The sequence below is a fragment of the Coprococcus ammoniilyticus genome (assembly GCF_025567345.1).
Classification (GTDB): Bacteria; Bacillota; Clostridia; order Lachnospirales; family Lachnospiraceae; genus Coprococcus; species Coprococcus ammoniilyticus.
In genome coordinates, this window is the sequence record NZ_JAOQJS010000002.1 from 131,550 (window position 1) to 154,296 (window position 22,747).

Below are 22,747 nucleotides of genomic sequence, written 5' to 3' on the forward strand. Positions count from 1 at the left end.
TTAGTGTTTTTCAAACTTTCGTATGTGGGGTTTTTTTAAATTTGATTTTTACCGGAATATGGTTATACTAGAAAAAGGTTTACATGAATAGATAGAAAGGAAAATTTCCATGCTGATTTGGTATGCGGATGTGTCGGATATGACAGAGGAGCAGATGAAAAAGTATCTGGAAGAGCTGTCTGAGTATCGTTTGGAAAAAGTGAATAGGCTTCGATATGAGAAGGATAAGAAATTGTCGGTTGCTGCGGGAATTTTGCTTGACCGGGCATTAAAAGAGTGCCATTTGTCTGAGAAAGACTGTCGCTATCAGATCATGGAGCATGGCAAGGTTTATCTGGCAGATCATCCTGAGATAGCATTTAATATCAGTCACAGCGGATGCATTGCAGTTCTGATCTTTCATAAAGAAACGAAGCACGATCTGTCCTGTGGCATTGATATCGAGCTGATACAGGGTGGACGGGAGAAGATCGTGAACCGGTTATTTTCAGAAGCGGACAGAGAACAATATAAGAAGTTGGATCCGGATGCGGCTGCGTTATATTTTGCGCGGGTCTGGACCCGGATGGAATCATTTGGTAAGATGACAGGAAAAGGACTTGATTTTTCAGAACCGACTCAGAAAAAAATTATGGATCGTTCAGAGATGAAAAAGAAAAATGTCTATTTCCGGGAATTCAGAATAACAGATAAAACAGGTCGGGAATATAATCTCTGTGCCTGTGCAGATAAGGAAGGTTTGTTAGAAGAAACTGTATTTTCTGATAAGTCGGTTCTTTTTTCTTCTCAGAATGTAGATTGTGTGGTAATATGATGATGAAAATTTATGTACTGATACATAAGTGAAGTTTTGGAGGAACATGATATGAGTAAAAAAGCTACGAAAGCACTGAATAATCCGTATTATATCGCAAGATATAATGCATCAAAGAATAATCCAAATCTTACCAGCCGGGAAAAGACGGCTGAGATTTTAAATATTGACCGGACGCGGTTATCACGGATCGAGCTTGGCATGTCAGTTCCTTATCCGGAAGAAGTTCTGGCGATGGCGGATGAATATGAGATACCGGAGCTTTGTAATATGTATTGCTCAGGGGAGTGTGCAATCGGTCGTGAGACAGTGAAACCGATCAATGCAGATAGCTTGGATCGACTGATCCTTCAGTTCCTTGGATCTTCTCAGAAGATGGAGAATATCACGGAGCAACTGATCAATATCACCTCCGATGGAATTGTAGATGAAGGAGAACTGGAGCAGTTTGATTCGGTTCTGTCTGAATTGGAAAAAATGTCGGTCAACATTCAATCATTGATGATGTGGGCTAAAAAAAATAAAGATTCAATTATGAGTAAAAGAGGAAATTAGAAATGGCAGACAAGAATATCGAAAACGAGATCAAGAAAAGAAGAACATTTGCGATCATATCCCACCCGGATGCCGGTAAGACGACTTTAACAGAGAAGTTTCTCCTGTTTGGTGGTGCAATCAATACGGCAGGATCGGTAAAAGGAAAAGCAAATTCCAAATATGCGGTATCCGATTGGATGGATATTGAGAAGGAGAGAGGTATATCAGTTACCTCATCCGTTCTTCAGTTTAATTATGAAGGCTACTGTATCAATATTCTTGATACACCGGGACATCAGGATTTCTCAGAAGACACATATCGAACCCTGATGGCTGCGGATTCTGCTGTTATGGTTATTGATGCATCAAAGGGTGTAGAGGCACAGACGATCAAGCTTTTTAAGGTTTGTGTAATGCGTCATATCCCGATTTTTACATTTATTAATAAGATGGATCGTGATGCAAGAGATACATTTGAATTGTTAGATGAGATTGAAAATGTCCTTGGAATACGTACCTGTCCGATGAACTGGCCAATCGGTTCCGGTAAGGAATTTAAGGGTGTCTATGACAGAGAGACCAAGATGGTCGATACCTTTGAAGCAATCTCAACTGGTGGTGCGAAGAAGGCTGCGGAGACGCAATATCATATCGAGGATCAGGAGCTTAAGGATCTGATCGGACCGTACCTGTATGACCAGTTTAAGGAAGAAATTGAATTGGTTGATGGTGCAACCGATGAAGTCGATCTCGAGAAGGTTCAGAATGGAGAGCTTTCACCCGTATTCTTTGGTTCTGCACTGAATACATTCGGTATCGATATGTTCCTGAATTATTTCCTGAAAATGACGACACCTCCTCTTGGAAGAATGTCGGATCAGGGTGTGATCGATCCGGTTACAGAACCATTTTCAGCTTTCGTATTTAAGATACAGGCAAATATGAATAAAGCGCATCGTGACAGAATCGCATTTATGCGTATCTGTTCAGGTAAATTTGAAGCCGGTATGGAGGTTTACCATGCAGCCAGTAAGCGTAAATTAAAATTATCCCAGCCGCAGCAGCTTATGGCGCAGGATCGTAAGATCGTAGAAGAAGCATATGCGGGTGATGTAATCGGTGTATTTGATCCGGGATTATTTTCAATCGGTGATACTCTTACATTTCCGGGTAAGAAATTCCAGTACGAAGGAATTCCGACATTTGCGCCGGAGCATTTCTGTCGTGTTGTTCAGATGAATACGATGAAGCGTAAGCAGTTTGTACAGGGTGTTACTCAGATCGCGCAGGAGGGTGCAATTCAGATCTTTCAGGAGTTTACAGCAGGATTGTCTGAGATTATTGTAGGTGTTGTAGGTGTTCTTCAGTTTGATGTATTAAAATACAGACTGGAGAATGAATATGGATGTGAGATCCGTTTAGAGCCGATCCCTTATAACTATATCCGTTGGGTAAAAGATCCATCTACAGATCTTACAAAGCTGAAACGTGTCAGCGATGTTAAGAAGGTGAAGGATATGAAGGGTAATCCATTATTGTTATTTGCAAATGAATGGGTTATCAATCAGGTGCTTGAGCATAATGAAGGACTGGAACTGTTAGAGTTCAGAAAGAATTAAATAAATGAATAATCTACCTTGAAAATGTAAATCCTTTTCTTATGAGGCCTAAGAAAAAATCCGTTTGACAGACAGGCAGACATAAGCAGGAGGAACATGATATGGCACTGAACAGGGTAGTGATATGTGGTGTGAATACAGCCAGACTTCCGTTACTGACAGACAAGGAAAAGGATGAATTGTTTGACAGGATCGAGCAGGGAGATATGGCTGCCAGAGAGACCTTTATCAAGGGCAATCTGCGACTGGTTCTGAGTGTGATCCAGAGATTTTCGAATTCAAATGAGAACCCTGACGATCTGTTTCAGGTTGGATGCATAGGATTGATAAAAGCAATTGATAATTTTGACCGGAGTCTGAATGTGAAGTTTTCGACATATGCAGTTCCGATGATACTTGGAGAATGTCGGAGGTATCTGCGGGATAATAACAGTATCAGGGTATCCAGGTCGTTAAGAGATATTGCATATAAGGCAATCTACACAAAGGATGCTTTGTTAAAGAAGTTGGATCGGGAACCGACCGTGGATGAAATTGCAAAGGAGATCGATGTAGCACCGGAAGATATCACGACAGCACTGGATGCCATATCGACACCGGTTTCATTATATGAGCCTGTTTATCAGGAAGGCGGAGATACGTTATATATCGTAGATCAGTTAAGTGATAAGAAGAATAAAGAAGAAAATTGGGTAGAGAATATTTCATTGAAAGAGGCAATGAAGAAATTAAACGAGAGAGAATATAATATATTAAGGCTCCGTTTCTTTGAAGGAAAGACACAGACCGAGGTCGCATCGGAGATCGCAATTTCACAGGCGCAGGTCAGCCGTATCGAAAAGAGTGCGATCAAATCTCTAAAGGGCTACCTCAGATAATATATGGACGATTAAAAGGTATCTATATATTTATTCTACAGAGCATTTTCATTCTATTTTTACGCTGTATAACTTCGAACTAACCTCGGCTAAATAGCCTTGGTAAGGGCTCAGTTATCACGTAGCGGTACTAAACTCACCGCCTTGCGGTTCGTTAAGGACCGACATGAAAAAGGTCTGTAGAACAAAATATAGATACCTCTTTATTTGTTTATAGGTAAATCTGTGTTATTGTGATTTCCCATATTTTATTATAGTTTTTACATTTATTGTGCTTTTTTTGCTCTATTTATTCTTGTTTTGAGCTTCTAGCTGTGATTTGGCTTCGGTGGCAAGCTCTGCCATATAGTCCTGAACGGTTGTGCCGCCGGTATCGCTGTTTTTCATGAGATTTGCTTTCAGCTTTTCTACTTCCTCGAGTGGAAGATCGCTCATTATGGCAACCTCGGCCGGTTCGATGTGAACATTTAACATTCGTTCTGCCAGATCATATTTTGCTTTTGTTGTTCGATTCATTTCTGATTCATCTCCTTACTTATTCAGATCCTTCAGATAAGCTTCGTTGATCTCGATGATCTTATTCATAGCTTCCGGTCCCGGAGCACCGATTGTATTACGTTTATTGACACATTCTTCCATGCTGATCGCCAGATAGATGTCGTCTTCAAATACCGGACAGATTGCCTTGTAGTCGTCTAGTGGAAGCTCATCCAGCGAGATGTTCCGTTCGATACAGGTGAGAACCAGTTCACCTACGATGCCGTGAGCATCACGGAATGGAACACCGTGGTTTACCAGATAATCGGCAGCATCCGTAGCATTTGTGAATCCGTTCTTTGCAGATGCTTCCATACGGTCTTTATTTACAGTCATAGTTTTTATCATACCGTTAAATAATGCGATACATCCCTTTACGGTATCGATCGCATCAAAGGTAAATTCCTTATCCTCTTGCATATCCTTATTATAAGCAAGCGGAATTCCCTTCATTGTGGTAAGGAGAGAAGTCAGAGCGCCATAGACACGTCCGGTCTTACCACGAACCAGCTCTGCGATATCAGGGTTTTTTTTCTGTGGCATGATCGAGCTTCCTGTGCTGTATGCGTCATCCAGTTCGACAAACTGATATTCATTTGTATTCCAGATAATGATCTCCTCTGAGAAACGGCTCAGATGCATCATGATCGTTGAAAGAGCGGATAATAATTCGATGCAGTAATCACGGTCTGCGACAGAATCCATACTGTTAAGAGTAGGACCTGCAAAATCAAGCAGGGAAGCAGTTAACTCACGATCCAGAGGGTAAGTTGTGCCGGCTAAAGCACCGGAGCCCAGTGGACAGTAATTCATTCTCGCATAGATATCACACAGACGGCCGTAATCACGCTTGAACATCTCCATGTATGCACCAAAGTGATGGGCGAGAGTGATCGGCTGCGCCTTCTGTAAATGTGTAAATCCGGGCATATATGTGTGGATATGTTCCTTCATCAGGGAATGTAAGGTGTTCATTAATTCCAGCACAAGAGCTTTAATTTCGACGATCTCATCTCTTACATAGAGCTTCATGTCAAGAGCTACCTGATCATTACGGCTTCTTCCGGTATGTAATTTCTTACCGGTATCACCGATACGGTCGATCAGATTTGCTTCTACAAAGCTGTGAATATCTTCATATTTGGATGTGATTTCAAGTGTACCGTTTTCCACATCGGTAAGGATGCTGTTTAAGCCGTCGATGATCTGATCTCGTTCTGCTTCCGTAAGGATTCCGGATGCTGCAAGCATGGTAACATGCGCGATGCTTCCGCGAATATCCTGTTTATAGAACTTCTGATCAAAAGAGATCGAAGCATTAAAGTTATATACTAACTGGTCTGTTTCTTTTGTGAAACGACCACCCCAGAGCTGTGCCATAATGTAGTTCCTCTTTTCTCTAAAATTATTTTAACTGTTTCATTTTACAACAGGATGAGAGCTTAATCAACAAAAACAGGGATTAGCAGAAGAATTTTGCACGGTAAATATCAAATTTTTATGAAAAAGATATTTACAGGTTTACAGCAGTTGCGGACAGATGATAAAATAACCTAAATTGTCAGAATGGATGGATTGGATGAAGAAACGACATTTTATTTTGAAAGGAATCATTACGGCACTTGTGCTGATCGTTCTTTTCTATACAGGAAGATGGGCATTTTTTAATATATTTCATCGTCAGGATGTTGTGGACGGAATGGTAGCATTACGAACAAATGTGATGCATTCGATGGAAGATGGAAATGATTCTGATATCTTTTATGTAAAAAATGTAAAGATAAAGGATATAAGTGATATCAATAAATATGTGGATTCGGCATTTGGAAGTGTAGATACCTATCGAGTACTGGTGTCCTCCGGCGATTATCTTGCAATTCAACTTTCTTTTGATCGGAGTGAGAATTATTATGTGATCCGGAAGGTGCTTTTTGATGAAGAGATACCATCGGATAAAAAGAAAGCACTTGCCATGTATGATTCATATATAGAATTTTACAAGACCTGCATTAAAGAACCGATGAGCGATTTTGATAAGGAGAAAGCAGCACATGATTATCTGATAAAGAACTGTGTATATGGCTTTCCAGAGGAACAGCAGGATGCATATGATGCTTATGGTGTTCTTGTATCCCATAAGGCGGTCTGCGATGGCTATGCAGAGGCATTTTTTATGCTGATGACCTGTTTGGATATTCCTTGTGATATTGTGGTAGGGACTGCGGATGGAGATCTGCATGCATGGAATCAGATAGAACTTGACGGGGAATGGTATAATATTGATCTGACCTGGGATGATGCGGTTCCGGATATGGGTGAATATGTAAAACACACATATTTTAATCTGACAGATGATACACTTGCCGAAAATCATACATGGGAACGGGAGTTTTACCGTACCTGCACAGATACAGATATGAATTATTATGTGAAGACATTTGCAGTATTTGATGATTTTGAAGCATATAAGAAAGGGATCACGAAGCAGATCGGACGCTCGGATGTGCTCGAAGCAATTGTTTATTATATGGATACGGACAGACCGGATCTGTCATTTCTCTATGACAGTTCGGCTATAAAAAAACTTAAGTATCTGGTTGAAGATATGGGAGAATATTATGTGATCATTGTATATGTAAATACATGATTTTATTATTGTAAAACAAAATGCCCGCGACAGTACGGGAGAAAGGAAAACTCAATGTCTGATGAACAGGCGAGGGTGAAGTGTGATAGATATGAGCAAGAAAGAATTTATGGATCAGCTCAGAGAAGGGCTGGATGGCAATGTATCATATGAGAAATATTGTGAAACAATAGAATATTATGAGTCTTATTTCCGGAGAAAACTGGCAGAAGGAAAGACTGAGGAGGAGATTGTTGCGGAACTTGGCTCCGGGCGACTGATCGCAAAGACGATTGTTGATACCGCAGGAGCTGACCGGACAGAACAGAGTTATACTTATACAGAGACAACAGGCGGCGGACGCGGAAGTGTGAGCCGAGATGGAGAAGACGCACCAAAGGGCTGGCATGTCAAAATGGATGAAAATGGAAATACCAGTGTCTGCTTTGGAAAACTTGATTTTTCTACAACGCTTGGGAAGGTTGTGATCGGAATCGGACTTATTTTATTACTTGCACTGATTGTATTGCTTGTTGTGATTGGAGTTAAGATTCTTGTATATGTGATCATTCCGGTTGCTGCAATTTTATTTATTGTGAACCTGATTATCAGTCTGATCGACAATCATCGAATGTAGTCGGAAGTAGAATTTTTAACAGATAAAAAAGTTTTAAAAAAAGTTGAAAAAAGTTCTTGACAATTATCGGTATATCCCTTATACTAGCAAAGGTGTTCGACAGAGAGCACAAACGAAATGGGATCTTAGCTCAGCTGGGAGAGCATCTGCCTTACAAGCAGAGGGTCACAGGTTCGAGCCCTGTAGGTCCCATTTAAAATAAAATATGGCGGGATAGCTCAGTTGGCTAGAGCATGCGGTTCATACCCGCAGTGTCGAGGGTTCAAATCCCCCTCCCGCTACTAACCTTTAATCGTCATGAATGTCATGACGATTTTTTTCTTTGTAGAAAAGTTCGTCGATTATGAACGGATAAATTATTATAGAATGGATAAACATTTTATCATCGGGTGAGATGGGTAAATAAGAAATAAGGAGAAATCAAATATGCGAGTTGGAATGGGCTATGATGTTCATAAATTGGTAGAAGACAGAAAGTTGATCCTTGGCGGAGTGGAGATTTCATATGAGAAAGGATTGCTTGGGCATTCAGATGCAGATGTTCTGCTACATGCGATCATGGATGCGCTTCTTGGAGCAGCGGCACTGGGAGATATCGGCAGGCATTTTCCGGATACAGATGACCGTTATAAGGGTGCAGACAGCATGGTGCTGTTAAAGGAAGTGAAGAAGCTTCTGGACGAGAATTTTTTCTTTATAGAGAATATAGATGCGACAGTGATAGCACAGCAGCCGAAGCTTGCCCCATATATAGAAGATATGAGAAAGAATATTGCAGAATGTCTGGAGCTTCCGGTGAACAGGGTGAATGTGAAGGCTACGACAGAGGAAAAGCTGGGATTTACCGGAGCGGGCCTTGGAATCAGTTCACAGGCTGTCTGTCTGTTAGAGACTGTTGGAAACTATGATTATGATGTTATGGGAATGAATCAGGGAGGCTGTGCCGGTTGTCAGGGCTGTCCGGTCAGGTAGTAGGTAGTTCGGGTATGAATGAAGAAAGATACGATCATATGGATCGTAAATCGTTTGATTCGATCAGGATAGAGATTGCCGGAGCGGAAGATTTGAACGAGATACGAAAACTCTGGAAACAGTCATTTGACGATCAGGATGCATATATGGATTATTATTTTTCAAGTGTAGCAATAAGAAATCAGATCTTTGTGGCAAAGAATGGCTCTAAGATCATTTCCATGGTGCATTTAAATCCATATACTCTTGCTGAGACGACAGCAGGAGTGACAGCATATAAAAAGGGCGGTTATGTTGTTGGAGTTGCGACAGTCCCGGAATTTCGCAAACAGGGAATTATGTCGATGTTAATGAAGTATGTGCTGTCATATGCGGCAGAGAATAATTACGATTATATTTATCTGATGCCGGAGAAAGAGATCTATTATAAAGGACTGGGATTTGCTCCGGTGGTAGAAAGCGGCTTTTATAATATAACAGATCTGAAACCTGAGAAGAATGATTATGAGCTTTGTGGGTTGGAAGATATAACAGATGAACAGTTGCAAAGCTTTTCTGTAAAACTGACACAACGTTATGATCTCTTTGTACCACGAACCAGAGCCTATCTGGAGGATCTTGGAATGGAATGTCAGTCTCTATTCGGTGATGTATATATTATAAAGGATGAGAATGAGATAGCAGCGGTATATGGAATCATGTATGATGGGGATCGCGCAGAGATTGTTCAGTATTGTACAGTTACCGACTCAATCGATCCGTTGTTATATGGAATTTGCGAGAGTGATATTCCTGTATTTTCTGAGGTTGAATTGTTTGGAACATATACAGATCATAAGATGATAAAGAAAGGCCATGGGATCATGTTTTATGAGCCATATAAGGAGTGCACAGAATTATATAGAAAATCAGATCATATTTTCATAAATGAAGTGGTTTAAAAAAGTATGGATACCATGTATAATAATTATAGAATGTATATACAAAAAGGAGAAATAAAATGACAACAGATGGATATGTAGAACATATAGTGAAAACAAAGACTTCTGCCGGAATTATGGTATTGATTGTACTTGGAGCATTTATCACTGTGGTGGGAGCATTTTTTATGTTCTTTGTACCGGGAGGCGCAATCTTTGGACTTCCGCTTGCGGTTGTTGGTGTAATTATATTTTCACTTGCGATCAATCGAAAAGAGTGTGAGTTTGAATATTTGTTTGTAAATGATGATGTTGAGGTTGCAAGGATCACCGCAAAGAGCAGCAGAAAACAGATGTATCATTTTGAAGGCGGAGAAGTAAAGCAGATCACGACTGTAGATTCAATCTACAGGGATAATGAGCATCAGGCAAATTCCGGTATTAAAACGATTAATTTCACTTCAAAGGATAAGAACACAGAGAATCCTGTTTATTCTTTTATCCTGAATAAGAATAACCGCACAGAGGAAGTTCTGTTAGAGCTTGATGCAAAGACGATTGAACATGTAAAACAATTTTTTAAGGGAAAAATCCGGGAATAGAGAAAGTCAGGAACAGACACATATTTATAAGCAGAAAGACAGATACTATAAAAAGAGGTGCTTGCGATGAAGATTACTTTTTTTAAATATCTGTCTTTGTTTTTGACCGGAGGGATGGTATATTATTTTCTTGAGATATTTACCAGAGATTATTCTCATTATTCCATGATAATCTGTGGGGGGCTGTGTATGATTGCCTGCGGAGGTTTGAATCAGATGTTCCCGAGAATGCCGATTCCGCTACAGCTGATTTTATCGTCAGGGATCATAACTTTGTTTGAATTTGTAACCGGAGTTATCGTAAATCTGATCTTTCATGTTGGAGTATGGGATTATTCATACCTGCCATATAATGTAATGGGGCAGATATGTCTGCCGTATTCTGTGCTGTGGATGTTTCTTTCATTGATCATAATATTTGTGGATGATGGAATCAGGTATTTTCTGTTTGGAGAGGAATTACCGGAGTACAGATTATTTTAAATAAATGAAATGAGAGTTTTTTGTTGCTGAAGAAGCTGCGACATTTAGAGTAATAAAAAAAGCTTATAACAGATCCGGTCTGAAATCCGGACTTCTGATGATAAGCTTCTTTTATGTGGTGTGAAATTAAATACGAAATTATGGCTGAAGAGGAGTCATCTTAAGCCCTTTATACAGTTTGGTATAAAGACTTCTTTCGTCGGAGTAAAGCATGATTCCCCGTGCACCATCTTTAACAATGTAGGCGTATTTATTCTTCTGTACATTCATGTACAAAACTTCCTCCACATTCAGTTCTTTGGCCTTCACTTTAGCAACACTGACACTTACCGGCTGTAATTTATATTTTTTGATTGCCTGTTCAACTGTCATGATAAACACCTCCATCATATAGTATGCCTATGTTTGTTTGAATATAGTATATTGTATAGATAGCACAAAGTCAACTGTTAATAATGCACAAAAAGACAAGAATAGGGAAAAACTTCCGTTATTTTTTATAAAAAAGGAGAGATAAATAGTGAAAAATGCAAACTATTATACTATGATGGAAGAAGAATTGAAGAAAATATCGGATTCCGGCAGTAAAAAGAAGCTTTTGCTTCATTGCTGCTGTGCCCCTTGTTCCAGTCATTGTCTGGAAGTCCTGGCCAATTATTTTGATATTACTGCTTATTTTTATAATCCGAATATCACAAGTGATGAAGAATACGGGAAACGCTGGAACGAATTGAAACGCTTTGTCCATGAAGTATATCAGGAGAATGGGGTGAAACCATATCTGGAAGAGCATGAGAGCGAACGGTTTCTTGAAATGGCAAAAGGAATGGAAGAAGAGCCGGAACGCGGGATACGGTGTTATGCCTGTTATAAACTTCGTCTGGATAAAAGTGCCGCGTTTGCAAAAGAACATGGATATGACTATTTCACCACAACCTTGTCGATCAGTCCACATAAAAATGCAGACTGGCTCAATGAAATCGGAGAAGAGCTGGGTGAGCAGTATGGTATAATGTTTTTACATAGTGATTTTAAGAAGAAAAACGGATATAAACGCTCAATCGAGCTTTCAAAGAAATATAATTTATATAGACAGAACTTCTGCGGCTGTGAGTTCAGCAGAAGAGCGTATGAAGCAACAGAAAAAATGAAGCAGGAAGCTGCTCAGAAATAAGTTGACGAATTTCGATGAAAAAGTGTTGTCTAACAATAACAAATGTGTTAGAATTGACAAAACTAGAAAAAAGAGGCAGATGAGGATCTTTGTATGTGTGCACAGATTCTCTGTTCACTCTTTTTTTTTGAGCAAAAATAGAAAAAAGAAGAAAGGAATTGTATTATGAAAGCTTTTTTGATACTTGAAGATGGACATGTATTTGAAGGCACCAGTATTGGAGCAACCGATGAGATCATAAGCGAAATTGTTTTCAATACGTCTATGACAGGTTACTTAGAGGTGTTGACAGACCCATCCTATGCCGGGCAGGCAGTTTGTATGACATATCCGTTGATTGGTAATTATGGTGTATGTCTGGAAGATATGGAGGCTGATAAACCATGGCAGTCAGGATTTATTGTAAGAGAGATTGCGAAGAAGCCAAGTAACTTCAGAAGTGAACAGAGTATTAACCAGTTCCTTATTAATAACAATATAACAGGTATCGAGGGAGTTGATACCAGAGCCTTGACAAAGATCCTCAGAAATCAGGGTACAATGAAGGGCATGATCACAACAAATTCTTCTTATGACCTTGAAGATTGTCTGAAGCGGATCAAAGCATGGGAGATGGGACATGTTGTTCTTGACGTTACGTGCAAAGAAAAGAAAGTTTATCCGGGAGATGGCTACAAGGTAGCTGTTATCGATCTCGGTGTTAAGAGAAATATTATCAAATCTTTATTAAAGAGAGGCTGTCAGGTTACCGTATATCCTGCTGAGACACCTGCGGAGGAGATCATCGCAGATGCACCGGACGGCATCATGTTAACAAACGGACCTGGAGATCCAAAGGATTGTAAGGTTACAATCAAAGAAGTGAAAAAACTTTTCGATACAGATATTCCTATTTTTGCAATATGTCTTGGACATCAACTGCTTGCACTTGCAAATGGCGGCGATACCGTAAAGATGAAATACGGTCACAGGGGTGCGAACCATCCTGTAAAAGATTTAAAGACCGGAAAGGTTTATATTTCAACCCAGAATCATGGATATATGGTAAAAGAAGAGAGCCTTGACAGAAAGGTTGCCGAGGTCAGCTTTATTAATGTAAATGATGGTACAGTAGAAGGTGTTCATTACCTTGGTAAGAATGCACAGACCGTACAGTTCCATCCGGAAGCATGTGCCGGTCCTCTTGATACAGACTTCTTGTTTGATGTATTTATGAATATGATGGAGGTGTCTAAGTAATGCCAAAGAATCCGAATATTAAAAAAGTTGTTGTAATTGGCTCCGGTCCTATCGTAATCGGACAGGCTGCAGAATTTGACTATGCCGGTACACAGGCTTGTCGTTCATTAAAAGAAGAAGGTCTTTGCGTTGTTCTGATCAACTCCAATCCGGCTACGATCATGACAGATAAGGATATCGCAGATAAGGTATACATTGAGCCATTAACAGCCGATGTTGTAAAAGCAGTGATCGAGAAGGAAAAACCAGACAGCCTTCTGCCAACACTGGGTGGTCAGGCAGCTTTAAATATCGCAATGGAACTGGAAGAATCCGGTTTCTTAAGAGAACATGATGTTATGTTGATCGGTACATCTTCTTCAACAATCAAAAAAGCAGAGGACAGACTGGAATTCAAGAAAACCATGGAGAAGATCCATGAGCCTGTAGCACCATCTGAGGTTGTTACAACGGTAAAAGCCGGTCTCGAATTTGTTAAGAAGATCGGATATCCGGTTGTACTCCGTCCGGCATATACCCTCGGCGGAAGCGGCGGTGGTATCGCTGAGAATGAAGAAGAATTTGTCGAGATTCTGATGAATGGTCTGAGACTCAGCCGTGTCGGTCAGGTTCTGGTAGAGCGTTGTATCGCAGGCTGGAAAGAGATCGAATACGAAGTAATGCGTGATGCAAATGGTACCTGTATTACAGTTTGTAATATGGAGAATCTGGATCCGGTCGGTGTCCATACCGGTGACTCTATCGTAGTAGCACCATCCCAGACACTGGGTGATAAAGAGTATCAGATGCTTCGTACATCTGCATTAAATATTATTTCTGAATTAAATATCCGTGGTGGCTGTAACGTACAGTTTGCATTACATCCAACTACATTTGAATATTGTGTAATCGAAGTAAATCCTCGTGTAAGCCGTTCGTCGGCACTTGCATCCAAGGCAACCGGTTATCCGATCGCCAAGGTTTCTGCAAAGATCGCACTTGGTTATAATCTGGATGAGATCAAGAATGCAATTACCAAGAAGACATTTGCAAGCTTTGAGCCTGCACTGGACTATGTTGTTGTTAAGATTCCTAGACTTCCGTTTGATAAGTTCATCAAGGCAGATCATGATCTGACAACACAGATGAAGGCAACCGGTGAGGTTATGAGTATCTGCACAAACTTTGAGGGCGCATTGATGAAAGCGATCCGTTCTCTGGAACAGCATGTAGATGGTCTTCATTCCAGCAGATATAAGAATATGTCTGACAGTGATATCTTAAAGCTTCTGCATCATGTAGATGACAGACGTATCTTTGTTATTGCTGAGGCACTTCGTCGTGGCATTACACAGGAAGCAATTCACGATATCACAAAGATTGATCTTTGGTTCATTGATAAGATCAACAATCTGGTTGACTATGAACAGGAGATCCGTGATTCCAAGGGAGATATCTCCAAGGAACTGATGAAGGAGATCAAGCGTGTAGAATTCCCGGATAAGGTAATCGCACAGCTTACAGGAAAGACAATAAAAGAGATCAAAGAGCTGCGGTATGGCTATGGTATCCGTGCATCTTTCAAGATGGTTGATACCTGTGCTGCAGAGTTTGAAGCATCTACACCATACTATTATTCCTGCTTCGACGGTGAGAGTGAAGTAGAGGAAGATCATTCCGTAAAGAAGGTTATGGTTCTTGGTTCCGGTCCTATTCGTATCGGACAGGGTATCGAATTCGATTACTGCTCCGTACACAGTACATGGGCATTTGAGAGAAAGGGATACCAGACCATTATCGTAAATAATAATCCTGAGACAGTCAGTACAGATTTTGATATTGCAAATAAGCTGTATTTCGAGCCACTGACAGCAGAGGATGTAGAAGCAATTGTAGATCTGGAAAGACCGGATGGTGCGGTTGTTCAGTTCGGCGGACAGACAGCGATCAAGCTGACGGAAGCACTGATGGAGATGGGTGTTCCGATCCTTGGTACAAGTGCAGAGAATGTAGATGCCGCTGAGGATAGAGAATTATTTGATGAGATCCTTGAGAAGTGTTGTATCCCAAGACCTGCCGGAAAGACGGTATTTACCAGAGATGAAGCCTTAGAGGCAGCCAATGAACTCGGTTATCCGGTTCTGGTAAGACCTTCTTATGTATTAGGTGGACAGGGAATGCAGATCGCGATCTCTGATAAAGATATTATTGAATTCATGGATATCATCAACAGACATGTTCAGGAGCATCCTGTCTTGGTTGATAAATATATCATGGGTAAGGAAGTAGAAGTAGATGCCGTATGTGATGGAGAAGACATCCTGATCCCTGGTATCATGGAGCATGTAGAGAGAGCCGGAATCCATTCCGGTGACAGTATCTCTGTATATCCTGCACAGACACTTTCGCCAAAGATCAAACGTGTAATTGAAGATTATACAAGAAAGCTTGCAAACAGCCTTCATGTAATCGGTCTGATCAATATACAGTTTATCGCATACAATGATGAAGTATATGTAATTGAGGTAAATCCTCGTTCCAGCCGTACTGTTCCATATATCAGCAAGGTTACCGGTATTCCGATCGTAGATCTTGCAACCCGTGTTATCACAGGTGAGAAGATCAAGGATATGGGATATAAGCCGGGACTTCAGCCGGAAGCAGAATACTTTGCGATCAAGATGCCTGTATTCTCATTTGAGAAGATCCGTGGAGCTGAAATCAGTCTGGGACCGGAAATGAAATCAACAGGTGAATGTCTTGGTATCTCCAAGGACTACAACGAAGCCCTTTACAAGGCGTTCCTTGGTGCAGGTGTAAATCTTCCAAAGACAAAGAAGATGATTCTTACAGTTAAGGACGCAGACAAGATGGATGCAGTAGAAATCGGCAGACGTTTTGCGGCTCTTGGTTATGAGATCTTCTCTACAAAGAGCACATGTAGAATCCTGAATGAGAATGGAGTACCTGCTGAACTGATCAACAAAGTAGAGGAACCATCACCAAATCTGTTGGATCTGATCTTAAGTCATGAGATCGATCTGATCATCGATACTCCGTCACAGGGAATTGAACGAAGCAAGGATGGTTTCGTGATCAGACGTCATGCAGTTGAAACTGGTGTTACCTGTCTTACAAGCCTTGATACAGCGAATGCGCTGCTTACAAGTTTGGAGTCATCCGCAAACAGACGATTATCACTGGTTGACATCAGCGAATTATAAGTATAATATGATACAACCTGACAAAACAGGCTGCTGCATTTTGCAGCAGGCTGTTTTGCGTTCTTAATAGGAGGTGGAATATGCATAACATTCCAAGAGATGAGGTATTTGTGATCGGACATAAGAATCCGGATACGGATTCAATTTGTTCAGCAATCGCGTATGCAGATCTTAAGAATCAGTCAGAAAATAAATACATTCCCAAAAGAGCGGGTAATATCAATAAAGAAACAGAATTTGTATTAAATTATTTTGATGTGGAAGTGCCGGAGTTGATCAAAAACGTGGACACCCAATTGAGTGATATTTCTTACCGACTCGTTTCCGGTGTACCGGGTGATACAACAATGAAGAAAGCATTTGAGATCATGCAGAAGAATGATGCAACGACGTTGCCGGTTGTGGAGAATGGAAAGATTCGTGGAATATTAACTGTCGGAGATATTGCAGAAGCTTATATGTTGAATTCGGAGGACGACATTCTGTATAAAGCGAGAACCAGATGCCGTCATATTATTGAAACGATCGATGGTGAGATGGTTTGTGGAAATCCACACAGCTATATCACAAATGGAAAAGTTATCATTGGAGCGGCTCATGTGGAGTTGATGGAGCATTTTATAAAACCGGGTGACCTTGTTATCTTAAGTGACCGGAAGGAATCACAGCTGATGGCTATCGAAAAGGGAGCAGGTATGCTGATCCTTTGTCTGGTAGATAAGGTAGATGATGATGTAGTAAAACTTGCAGCATTTAAGGGCTGTTCGATCATTATATCACAGAATGATACCTATAAGGTGGCCAGATTGATCGGTCAGAGTATACCGGTAAGATTCTTTATGGTTCGTGATAATATCATGACATTTAATGAGGATGACTCGGTTGAAACGATTAAAAGTGTTATGTCGAAGACGAGAGTCCGGTATTTTCCTGTCGTAGATAAGAGTGGCAACTATTTGGGACTGGTTTCCAGACGTAATTACATCAATGCGAGAAAGAAACAGGTGATCCTGGTCGATCATAATGAACGTACCCAGTCGGTTGATAATATCGACAAGGCAGAGATTCGGGAGATCATCGATCATCACAGAATTGCAAATGTAGAAACACTTGCACCGGTTTATTTCAGAAATCAGCCGGTCGGCTGTACATCTACGATCATATATCAGATGTACAGAGAACAGAATATTATACCGGATAAGAAGATTGCGGGATTGATGTGTGCGGCTATTTTATCAGATACGCTGCTGTTTAAATCGCCGACCTGCACCTGCGAGGATAAGAATGCAGCATATGCACTTGCACAGCTTGCAGAGATAAATGTGAATGATTTTGCAATGGAAATGTTCGATGCCGGAAGTAATCTGAAGGGAAAGACGATTGATGAGATTCTGCATCAGGATTATAAGAAATTTGAGATTGACGGACGTACCTTTGCGATAGGACAGATCACATCGATCAATACCAGAGAGATTGAACAGATACAGAAGAGTATGTACGAGTATCTGACCGATTATACAGAAAATGGCTGTGATGTATTTTTGTTTGTAATGACAAGCATCTTAGACGATAGTTCCGGAATGCTGGCATTTGGAGATGAGGCAGAGGAGATCTGTTCCCGTGCATTCCAGACGAAATTTGTAGATCATTATGCATATCTGGAGGGCGTGGTTTCCAGAAAGAAACAGATTGTTCCGGCACTGGTTCGGGCTGTACAGGAACTCGATCAGCCGGAATAGAATAAAGGCAGAAAGGCAGATGTACAATGAAGAAATATCAGGCAGTTATATTTGATTTGGATGGAACACTTTTAAATACATTAGAGGATTTGGCGGACAGTACAAATTATGCACTTCGTCAGATGAATTACCCGGAACGGACAATCGATGAGGTCCGCCGTTTTGTAGGAAATGGTGTAGAAAAGCTGATGGAGCGTGCAGTTCCGACGGGAACTTCAGAAGATGATACATTAAAAGCACTTGCGATATTTAAGAAACATTATTCAAAGAATATGTTGAATAAGACAGGTTCTTACGAGGGAGTTATCGATGTGCTTAAGGTGTTAAAAGAAAAAGGAATACCGGCAGGGATCGTATCGAACAAATTTGATGCTGCAGTAAAGGGACTGCGGGATCAGTTTTTTGGAGAGTATATTTATACTGCGATTGGGGAGTCTGCAAATGTAGCAAAGAAACCGGCACCGGACACTTGCATCGAAGCAATGAAAGAAATGCAGATCGGACGGGAAGGTACAGTCTATGTAGGAGATTCAGATGTGGATATCATGACCGCGAAGAACAGCGGACTGGAATGTATCTCTGTTACCTGGGGCTTTCGTGATGAAGAATTCCTGTTAGAACATGGTGCTACCCAGATCATCCATAAGCCGGAGGAGCTGCTCGAATTCTTTTAAACGGTAGAGCTGCTGCCTGACTGATAAGGAAGTTGGATGGGCTTATGAATCGGTTTGATATGAAAGATATGCACTATGCAGATGTACATGGCGGATCAATGTATAAGGAATATGTAAGATGAATATATATACAGCGAATCAATATATAAAGGATACCTTCGGGGAGAAATTATACAAGCTGTCATTAAATGCCGGAACCACCTGCCCGAACCGGGATGGAACGGCAGGAATTGGCGGTTGTATTTTTTGCAGTAGTCTAGGATCGGGTGATTTCAGTCCAAAAGCGGATATGGACATAGATCGACAGATTGAACAGGCAAAACAGCTGGTTGCTTCGAAGTTCAAAGGTAAACATTATATTGCATATTTTCAGTCATTTACGAATACATATGGTGATATCGACCGTTTGCGGGATATTTATAGAAAGGCAGCGATGCGGTCAGACATTGCGGTTATTTCAATTGCAACCAGACCGGATTGCCTGGGAAATCAGGTGATCGATATGCTGCGTGATATACAGAGGATCAAGCCGGTGTGGGTAGAACTCGGACTTCAGACGATACATGAGGAAACGGCAAAGTTTATCAATCGCGGATATCCCATTTCGGTATATGACGAGGCGGTAAAAAAACTCAGGGATCTTGGTGTACATGTGATCGTACATATGATACTGGGACTTCCGGGAGAGACGCAGAGAGATATGATCGAAACAGCAGAGTATATAGGAAAGAGCGGTGCACAGGGCATAAAGCTGCAATTGCTTCATGTCCTTAAAGGAACCAACCTTGCTGAATTGTATCAGAATGGAGAATGTTCTGTTTTATCGCTGGAAGATTATACAGAATGTGTTGTTTCGTGTCTGAAGGTACTGCCGCCGGATATGGTAATCCACCGTCTGACCGGAGATGGGCCAAAGAAACTATTGATCGCACCGCTTTGGAGCGCAGATAAGAAAAAAGTAATGAATACGATAAATGCAGCAGTCAGGCAGGCATAGCCAGGGAAACTGATTGCTGCATTTTTGTTGTTTCTATATCTGCTGATTGCAGATAGATGCTGCTTCTAAAAAAGTAGAAGCAGCATGTTTGTAGACATCGGAAAGGGAGTTATATCGTTCAAACAATTCAAAAAAGTCCCAGGAAAAGGTGTGCCCGTAGGTAAACAGACGGAACAATTCTTCGTTTTTTAGATTTTCGAAAGAAGCAAGATCAATGCAGACGAGAAAGATCAGAAATTCAATATTGATATGATAGTATACGGCTGTGCGGAAGATCAGCCGGATATCCGGATAACTGCGGCCATGTTCATAATTGGAATAGGAGGAGGGTGTGAGTTTCAGATGCTTTGCTGCTTCCTGAATGGTAAGATGGTTTCCGGTTCTGAGTGCGGTTAGAGCACTTCCTATATTTGTTTTCGTTGTCATATTAGAAGTTCCTTTCATTTGTAGTTTTACTGTCTGAAATACGCAGATCTATATAAGTGTCAATCAGCTTTTGATCGATGGATGGCAGACAGGCGATTTTTGCAGATCGTTCATTGCTCTGTGCATCTGTGGGCAGAGCCGGAACGGCAAAGTATGGATTTTCTTCATAAACTGCTTCCGGCATTGCACCGGCCGGAGCATTCTGGACAGCCAGAGTATAGGCAAACAGAAAGTCGTGCTCTAATATCCGGGACAATTCCATGATATGCTGCATGCCGGGGATGATCCTTCCGGTTTCGTAACTGGCATAGCTGGCACGGGATACAGACAACTGTTTTGCGACCTGTTCCTGAGTCAGATGTTTCTTCTTGCGGAAATACTTTAATAAGTCAGGAAGTGGATTGTTTTCTTTTTTCATATTGGATTCCTTTCATTTGTTTTTTTCAATCATAACAGAAAAGGTAGCTGCAGGAGCGTTGATGTAATAACTTGTATGGTTTGATGTAATAACTTGCATGTTTCGGGATAAAAAGTTGCGTTTTTAATATTGATACGGTACAATTACAAAAGTTCAGAAGATAAAAATGGAGGTATAAAAATGAGCCGTGCAGATGATATATTTATTTCAATGTGCCGTTCGATCATAGAGAACGGATACAGTACAAAAGGGGAAAAGGTTCGTCCCAAATGGGAGGATGGAACCAGTGCCTATACGATCAAACAGTTTGGTGTTGTGAACCGGTATGATCTTTCAAAAGAATTTCCGGCGATCACACTTCGCAAGACATATGTGAAATCTGCTATTGATGAACTGCTCTGGATCTGGCAGAAAAAATCAAATAATATCCATGATCTGAAGAGCCATATCTGGGATAGCTGGGCAGATGAAGATGGCTCGATTGGAAAAGCATATGGTTATCAGATGGGAGTAAAACATCAGTATAAAGAGGGTATGATGGATCAGGTGGATCGTCTGATTTATGACCTGAAACATAATCCATATAGCAGACGTATGATAACCAATATGTATGTGCATCAGGATCTTCACGAAATGAATCTGTATCCATGTGCATACAGTATGACCTTTAATGTGACCGGAGACCGCCTGAATGCTATATTGAATCAGCGTTCACAGGATGTACTTGCAGCAAATAACTGGAATGTGGTCCAGTATGCAGTGCTGGTTCATATGATCGCGCAGGTGACAGGCTTCAAACCGGGTGAACTGGTTCATGTGATCGCAGACGCACATATTTATGACCGCCATATTCCGATCGTGAAGGAACTGATCGAGAGAGAAACCTATCCTGCACCGAAATTTAAAATGAATCCGGATGTAAAGGATTTTTATGAGTTCACAGTAGATGATTTTACGATCGAAGATTATAAGACCGGACCTCAGGTGAAAAATATTCCAATCGCGATTTAACGGATATTTGTAGTTATTTGAATAAAATTACTAAAAAAAGATGGTATTTTAAGATAAAATTCACAAAAAGTATTTGTCTATTCTAAAAACTTGTGGTACAATTTCCATATATTTTTGGAGGTGCGTTACACATGGAAGATATTATGATTACATCTGGCACAAGTTTTGAAGGATATGAGATCTCAGAATATGGTCCATATAGATTTGTGCAGACAATTTTAAGTTCAAACTTTCTGAAGGAGATTGGTTCATCAATTGCAGATATTGCTACAGATCGAAGCAGCATATATCAGGAGAAGCTGGATGGAGCAATGAATGAAGCAATCAAGTCATTCAAGGAGATGGCTGGCAAGACCAAGTACAATGCAGTTGTAGGTTTCCATACAAATGTAGTAGATTACTCATCTAATATTACATCTGTTGTTGCTGCGGGTACATTGGTTTCTATCAAGAAAGAATATCAGTCCGAGTTTGAGAAGAGCGTATTTGTCAGAAAAGAGTTATATGTTAATAACTATTATGACAAGCTTGTTCCAAGAGCTGTAAAGATCGTTCTTGCTTCAGAAGGAAAAGGAACCAGAATATCAGCATGGTTTAATAATTACAATATGGAAGATATCAAAGCAATCAAGGCAGATATTAAATTTACAAATATTTATGGTGATGAGATCACATTGACCGGAGTTGATTTCGTATTTGATAAAACAGGCCAGTCGCTTCTGAAGTCTGATTATGTTGAATGTAAGCTTCCGGATAAGTACATAAAGATCATTTCAAGCTCAAAGGTATATATCCAGAAGTATGTAACTTCCCGTGGAGTATATTCCTGCGGAGATGATCCGATCGATGTAGATCTCAGTCCATTAAAGTTCAAAGCCCTTAAGATGAAAAAAGGTCTGGATGCGGTATGTAACTATAAGTCAGACGGACTGGTATGGACCTGTAACTGTGGTCATGTAAATGAGGGCGGAGCAGAAGAATGTGTGATCTGCTCCAGAAAACAGGATGAGATGAAGAACACGGTTTCCTTTAATTATGAGCCTATGATCGAGGAAATGCGTCAGAAAGAATATGTTATGGAGATCAAGGATGTCCTTATGAAGCACATTAAGGACATTGATTCCGGCCTTCGTATGCAGTTGTTGGAAATCATGGAGTCCGGTCTTCAGTATGAGAAGACCCGTGGCAATATGAAGGATACGGTTATTGAAAAGGTAGAGAATCTGTTCCTTGGATTATAA

Annotated in this window: 23 protein-coding genes and 2 tRNA genes; 20 read left to right on the top strand and 5 right to left on the bottom strand. The window is 40.6% G+C overall.

Features of this window, described 5'->3' with window-relative positions:
- Positions 1–109 precede the first annotated feature (109 nt).
- From OCV60_RS03045 to sigG, 4 genes are all read left to right on the top strand, one after another.
- Entirely contained in the window at positions 110–814 is a 705-nt protein-coding gene (locus tag OCV60_RS03045) for a 4'-phosphopantetheinyl transferase family protein (protein ID WP_118675158.1), read from the top strand.
- 51 nt (positions 815–865) lie between these two features.
- Complete coding sequence (locus OCV60_RS03050) at positions 866–1,369, top strand: helix-turn-helix domain-containing protein (protein ID WP_118675159.1); 504 nt, start codon at positions 866–868, stop codon at positions 1,367–1,369.
- Between the two features lie 2 nt (positions 1,370–1,371).
- On the top strand, positions 1,372–2,970 hold the full coding sequence (locus OCV60_RS03055; protein ID WP_118675160.1) for a peptide chain release factor 3: 1,599 nt from the start codon (positions 1,372–1,374) through the stop codon (positions 2,968–2,970).
- Positions 2,971–3,071: 101 nt separating this feature from the next.
- On the top strand, positions 3,072–3,848 hold the full coding sequence (sigG, locus tag OCV60_RS03060; RefSeq protein ID WP_008400680.1) for an RNA polymerase sporulation sigma factor SigG: 777 nt from the start codon (positions 3,072–3,074) through the stop codon (positions 3,846–3,848).
- A gap of 285 nt (positions 3,849–4,133) precedes the next feature.
- On the opposite strand, the gene OCV60_RS03065 is transcribed toward sigG, so the two are convergent.
- Positions 4,134–4,364: a hypothetical protein gene (locus OCV60_RS03065; RefSeq protein WP_008400681.1), complete on the bottom strand. Its 231-nt coding sequence runs from the start codon at positions 4,362–4,364 to the stop codon at positions 4,134–4,136.
- 15 nt (positions 4,365–4,379) lie between these two features.
- Complete coding sequence (argH, locus tag OCV60_RS03070) at positions 4,380–5,765, bottom strand: argininosuccinate lyase (RefSeq protein WP_008400682.1); 1,386 nt, start codon at positions 5,763–5,765, stop codon at positions 4,380–4,382.
- Positions 5,766–5,964: 199 nt separating this feature from the next.
- Here argH and OCV60_RS03075 point away from each other — a divergent pair, with 199 nt between their 5' ends.
- The 8 genes from OCV60_RS03075 (at position 5,965) to OCV60_RS03110 (ending at position 10,625) form a co-directional block, all read left to right on the top strand.
- Entirely contained in the window at positions 5,965–7,032 is a 1,068-nt protein-coding gene (locus tag OCV60_RS03075) for a transglutaminase domain-containing protein (protein ID WP_243000356.1), read from the top strand.
- A 91-nt stretch (positions 7,033–7,123) separates the two neighbouring features.
- Positions 7,124–7,648 (top strand): DUF1700 domain-containing protein, encoded by a 525-nt coding sequence (locus tag OCV60_RS03080; RefSeq protein WP_173788632.1) that lies wholly within the window; start codon positions 7,124–7,126, stop codon positions 7,646–7,648.
- A gap of 119 nt (positions 7,649–7,767) precedes the next feature.
- A tRNA-Val gene (locus OCV60_RS03085) sits at positions 7,768–7,840 on the top strand.
- 15 nt (positions 7,841–7,855) lie between these two features.
- Positions 7,856–7,929, top strand: a tRNA-Met gene (locus OCV60_RS03090).
- Positions 7,930–8,074: 145 nt separating this feature from the next.
- Positions 8,075–8,620, top strand: a complete 546-nt coding sequence (gene ispF, locus OCV60_RS03095) for a 2-C-methyl-D-erythritol 2,4-cyclodiphosphate synthase (protein WP_117784909.1) — start codon at positions 8,075–8,077, stop codon at positions 8,618–8,620.
- Positions 8,621–8,634: 14 nt separating this feature from the next.
- Complete coding sequence (locus tag OCV60_RS03100) at positions 8,635–9,561, top strand: GNAT family N-acetyltransferase (RefSeq protein WP_147341657.1); 927 nt, start codon at positions 8,635–8,637, stop codon at positions 9,559–9,561.
- Between the two features lie 59 nt (positions 9,562–9,620).
- Positions 9,621–10,142: a DUF6106 family protein gene (locus tag OCV60_RS03105; RefSeq protein WP_021943755.1), complete on the top strand. Its 522-nt coding sequence runs from the start codon at positions 9,621–9,623 to the stop codon at positions 10,140–10,142.
- A 66-nt stretch (positions 10,143–10,208) separates the two neighbouring features.
- Positions 10,209–10,625, top strand: a complete 417-nt coding sequence (locus OCV60_RS03110; RefSeq protein ID WP_262529293.1) for a putative ABC transporter permease — start codon at positions 10,209–10,211, stop codon at positions 10,623–10,625.
- Between the two features lie 138 nt (positions 10,626–10,763).
- Here the strand turns inward: OCV60_RS03110 and OCV60_RS03115 are convergent, their stop codons facing one another.
- Positions 10,764–10,997, bottom strand: coding sequence for a hypothetical protein (locus OCV60_RS03115; RefSeq protein WP_021943757.1), 234 nt, complete (start codon positions 10,995–10,997; stop codon positions 10,764–10,766).
- Between the two features lie 145 nt (positions 10,998–11,142).
- Here OCV60_RS03115 and OCV60_RS03120 point away from each other — a divergent pair, with 145 nt between their 5' ends.
- The 6 genes from OCV60_RS03120 to mnmL all read left to right on the top strand — a co-directional run bounded on the left by OCV60_RS03120 (position 11,143) and on the right by mnmL (position 19,651).
- Positions 11,143–11,799, top strand: coding sequence for an epoxyqueuosine reductase QueH (locus OCV60_RS03120; RefSeq protein ID WP_416810448.1), 657 nt, complete (start codon positions 11,143–11,145; stop codon positions 11,797–11,799).
- 165 nt (positions 11,800–11,964) lie between these two features.
- On the top strand, positions 11,965–13,038 hold the full coding sequence (locus OCV60_RS03125) for a carbamoyl phosphate synthase small subunit (protein WP_021943759.1): 1,074 nt from the start codon (positions 11,965–11,967) through the stop codon (positions 13,036–13,038).
- The gene (gene carB / locus OCV60_RS03130; protein ID WP_021943760.1) at positions 13,038–16,241 is read left to right on the top strand and encodes a carbamoyl-phosphate synthase large subunit; all 3,204 of its coding nucleotides are present in this window, start codon (positions 13,038–13,040) and stop codon (positions 16,239–16,241) included. Before OCV60_RS03125 ends, carB begins: the two co-directional genes overlap by 1 nt.
- Positions 16,242–16,321: 80 nt before the next feature.
- Positions 16,322–17,980, top strand: coding sequence for a putative manganese-dependent inorganic diphosphatase (locus tag OCV60_RS03135; protein ID WP_117807641.1), 1,659 nt, complete (start codon positions 16,322–16,324; stop codon positions 17,978–17,980).
- A gap of 26 nt (positions 17,981–18,006) precedes the next feature.
- The gene (locus OCV60_RS03140) at positions 18,007–18,654 is read left to right on the top strand and encodes an HAD family hydrolase (protein ID WP_021943762.1); all 648 of its coding nucleotides are present in this window, start codon (positions 18,007–18,009) and stop codon (positions 18,652–18,654) included.
- Between the two features lie 118 nt (positions 18,655–18,772).
- On the top strand, positions 18,773–19,651 hold the full coding sequence (mnmL, locus tag OCV60_RS03145) for a tRNA modification radical SAM protein MnmL/YtqA (RefSeq protein ID WP_021943763.1): 879 nt from the start codon (positions 18,773–18,775) through the stop codon (positions 19,649–19,651).
- A 33-nt stretch (positions 19,652–19,684) separates the two neighbouring features.
- Here mnmL and OCV60_RS03150 read toward each other — a convergent pair whose 3' ends face one another.
- Positions 19,685–20,077, bottom strand: coding sequence for a helix-turn-helix domain-containing protein (locus OCV60_RS03150; RefSeq protein ID WP_021943764.1), 393 nt, complete (start codon positions 20,075–20,077; stop codon positions 19,685–19,687).
- Between the two features lies 1 nt (position 20,078).
- The gene (locus OCV60_RS03155; protein ID WP_021943765.1) at positions 20,079–20,495 is read right to left on the bottom strand and encodes a helix-turn-helix transcriptional regulator; all 417 of its coding nucleotides are present in this window, start codon (positions 20,493–20,495) and stop codon (positions 20,079–20,081) included.
- A gap of 180 nt (positions 20,496–20,675) precedes the next feature.
- Here OCV60_RS03155 and thyA point away from each other — a divergent pair, with 180 nt between their 5' ends.
- Together thyA and OCV60_RS03165 are read left to right on the top strand one after the other, a co-directional pair.
- Positions 20,676–21,506: a thymidylate synthase gene (gene thyA / locus OCV60_RS03160; protein WP_021943766.1), complete on the top strand. Its 831-nt coding sequence runs from the start codon at positions 20,676–20,678 to the stop codon at positions 21,504–21,506.
- A gap of 131 nt (positions 21,507–21,637) precedes the next feature.
- Positions 21,638–22,747 (top strand): YbjQ family protein, encoded by a 1,110-nt coding sequence (locus OCV60_RS03165; RefSeq protein WP_021943767.1) that lies wholly within the window; start codon positions 21,638–21,640, stop codon positions 22,745–22,747.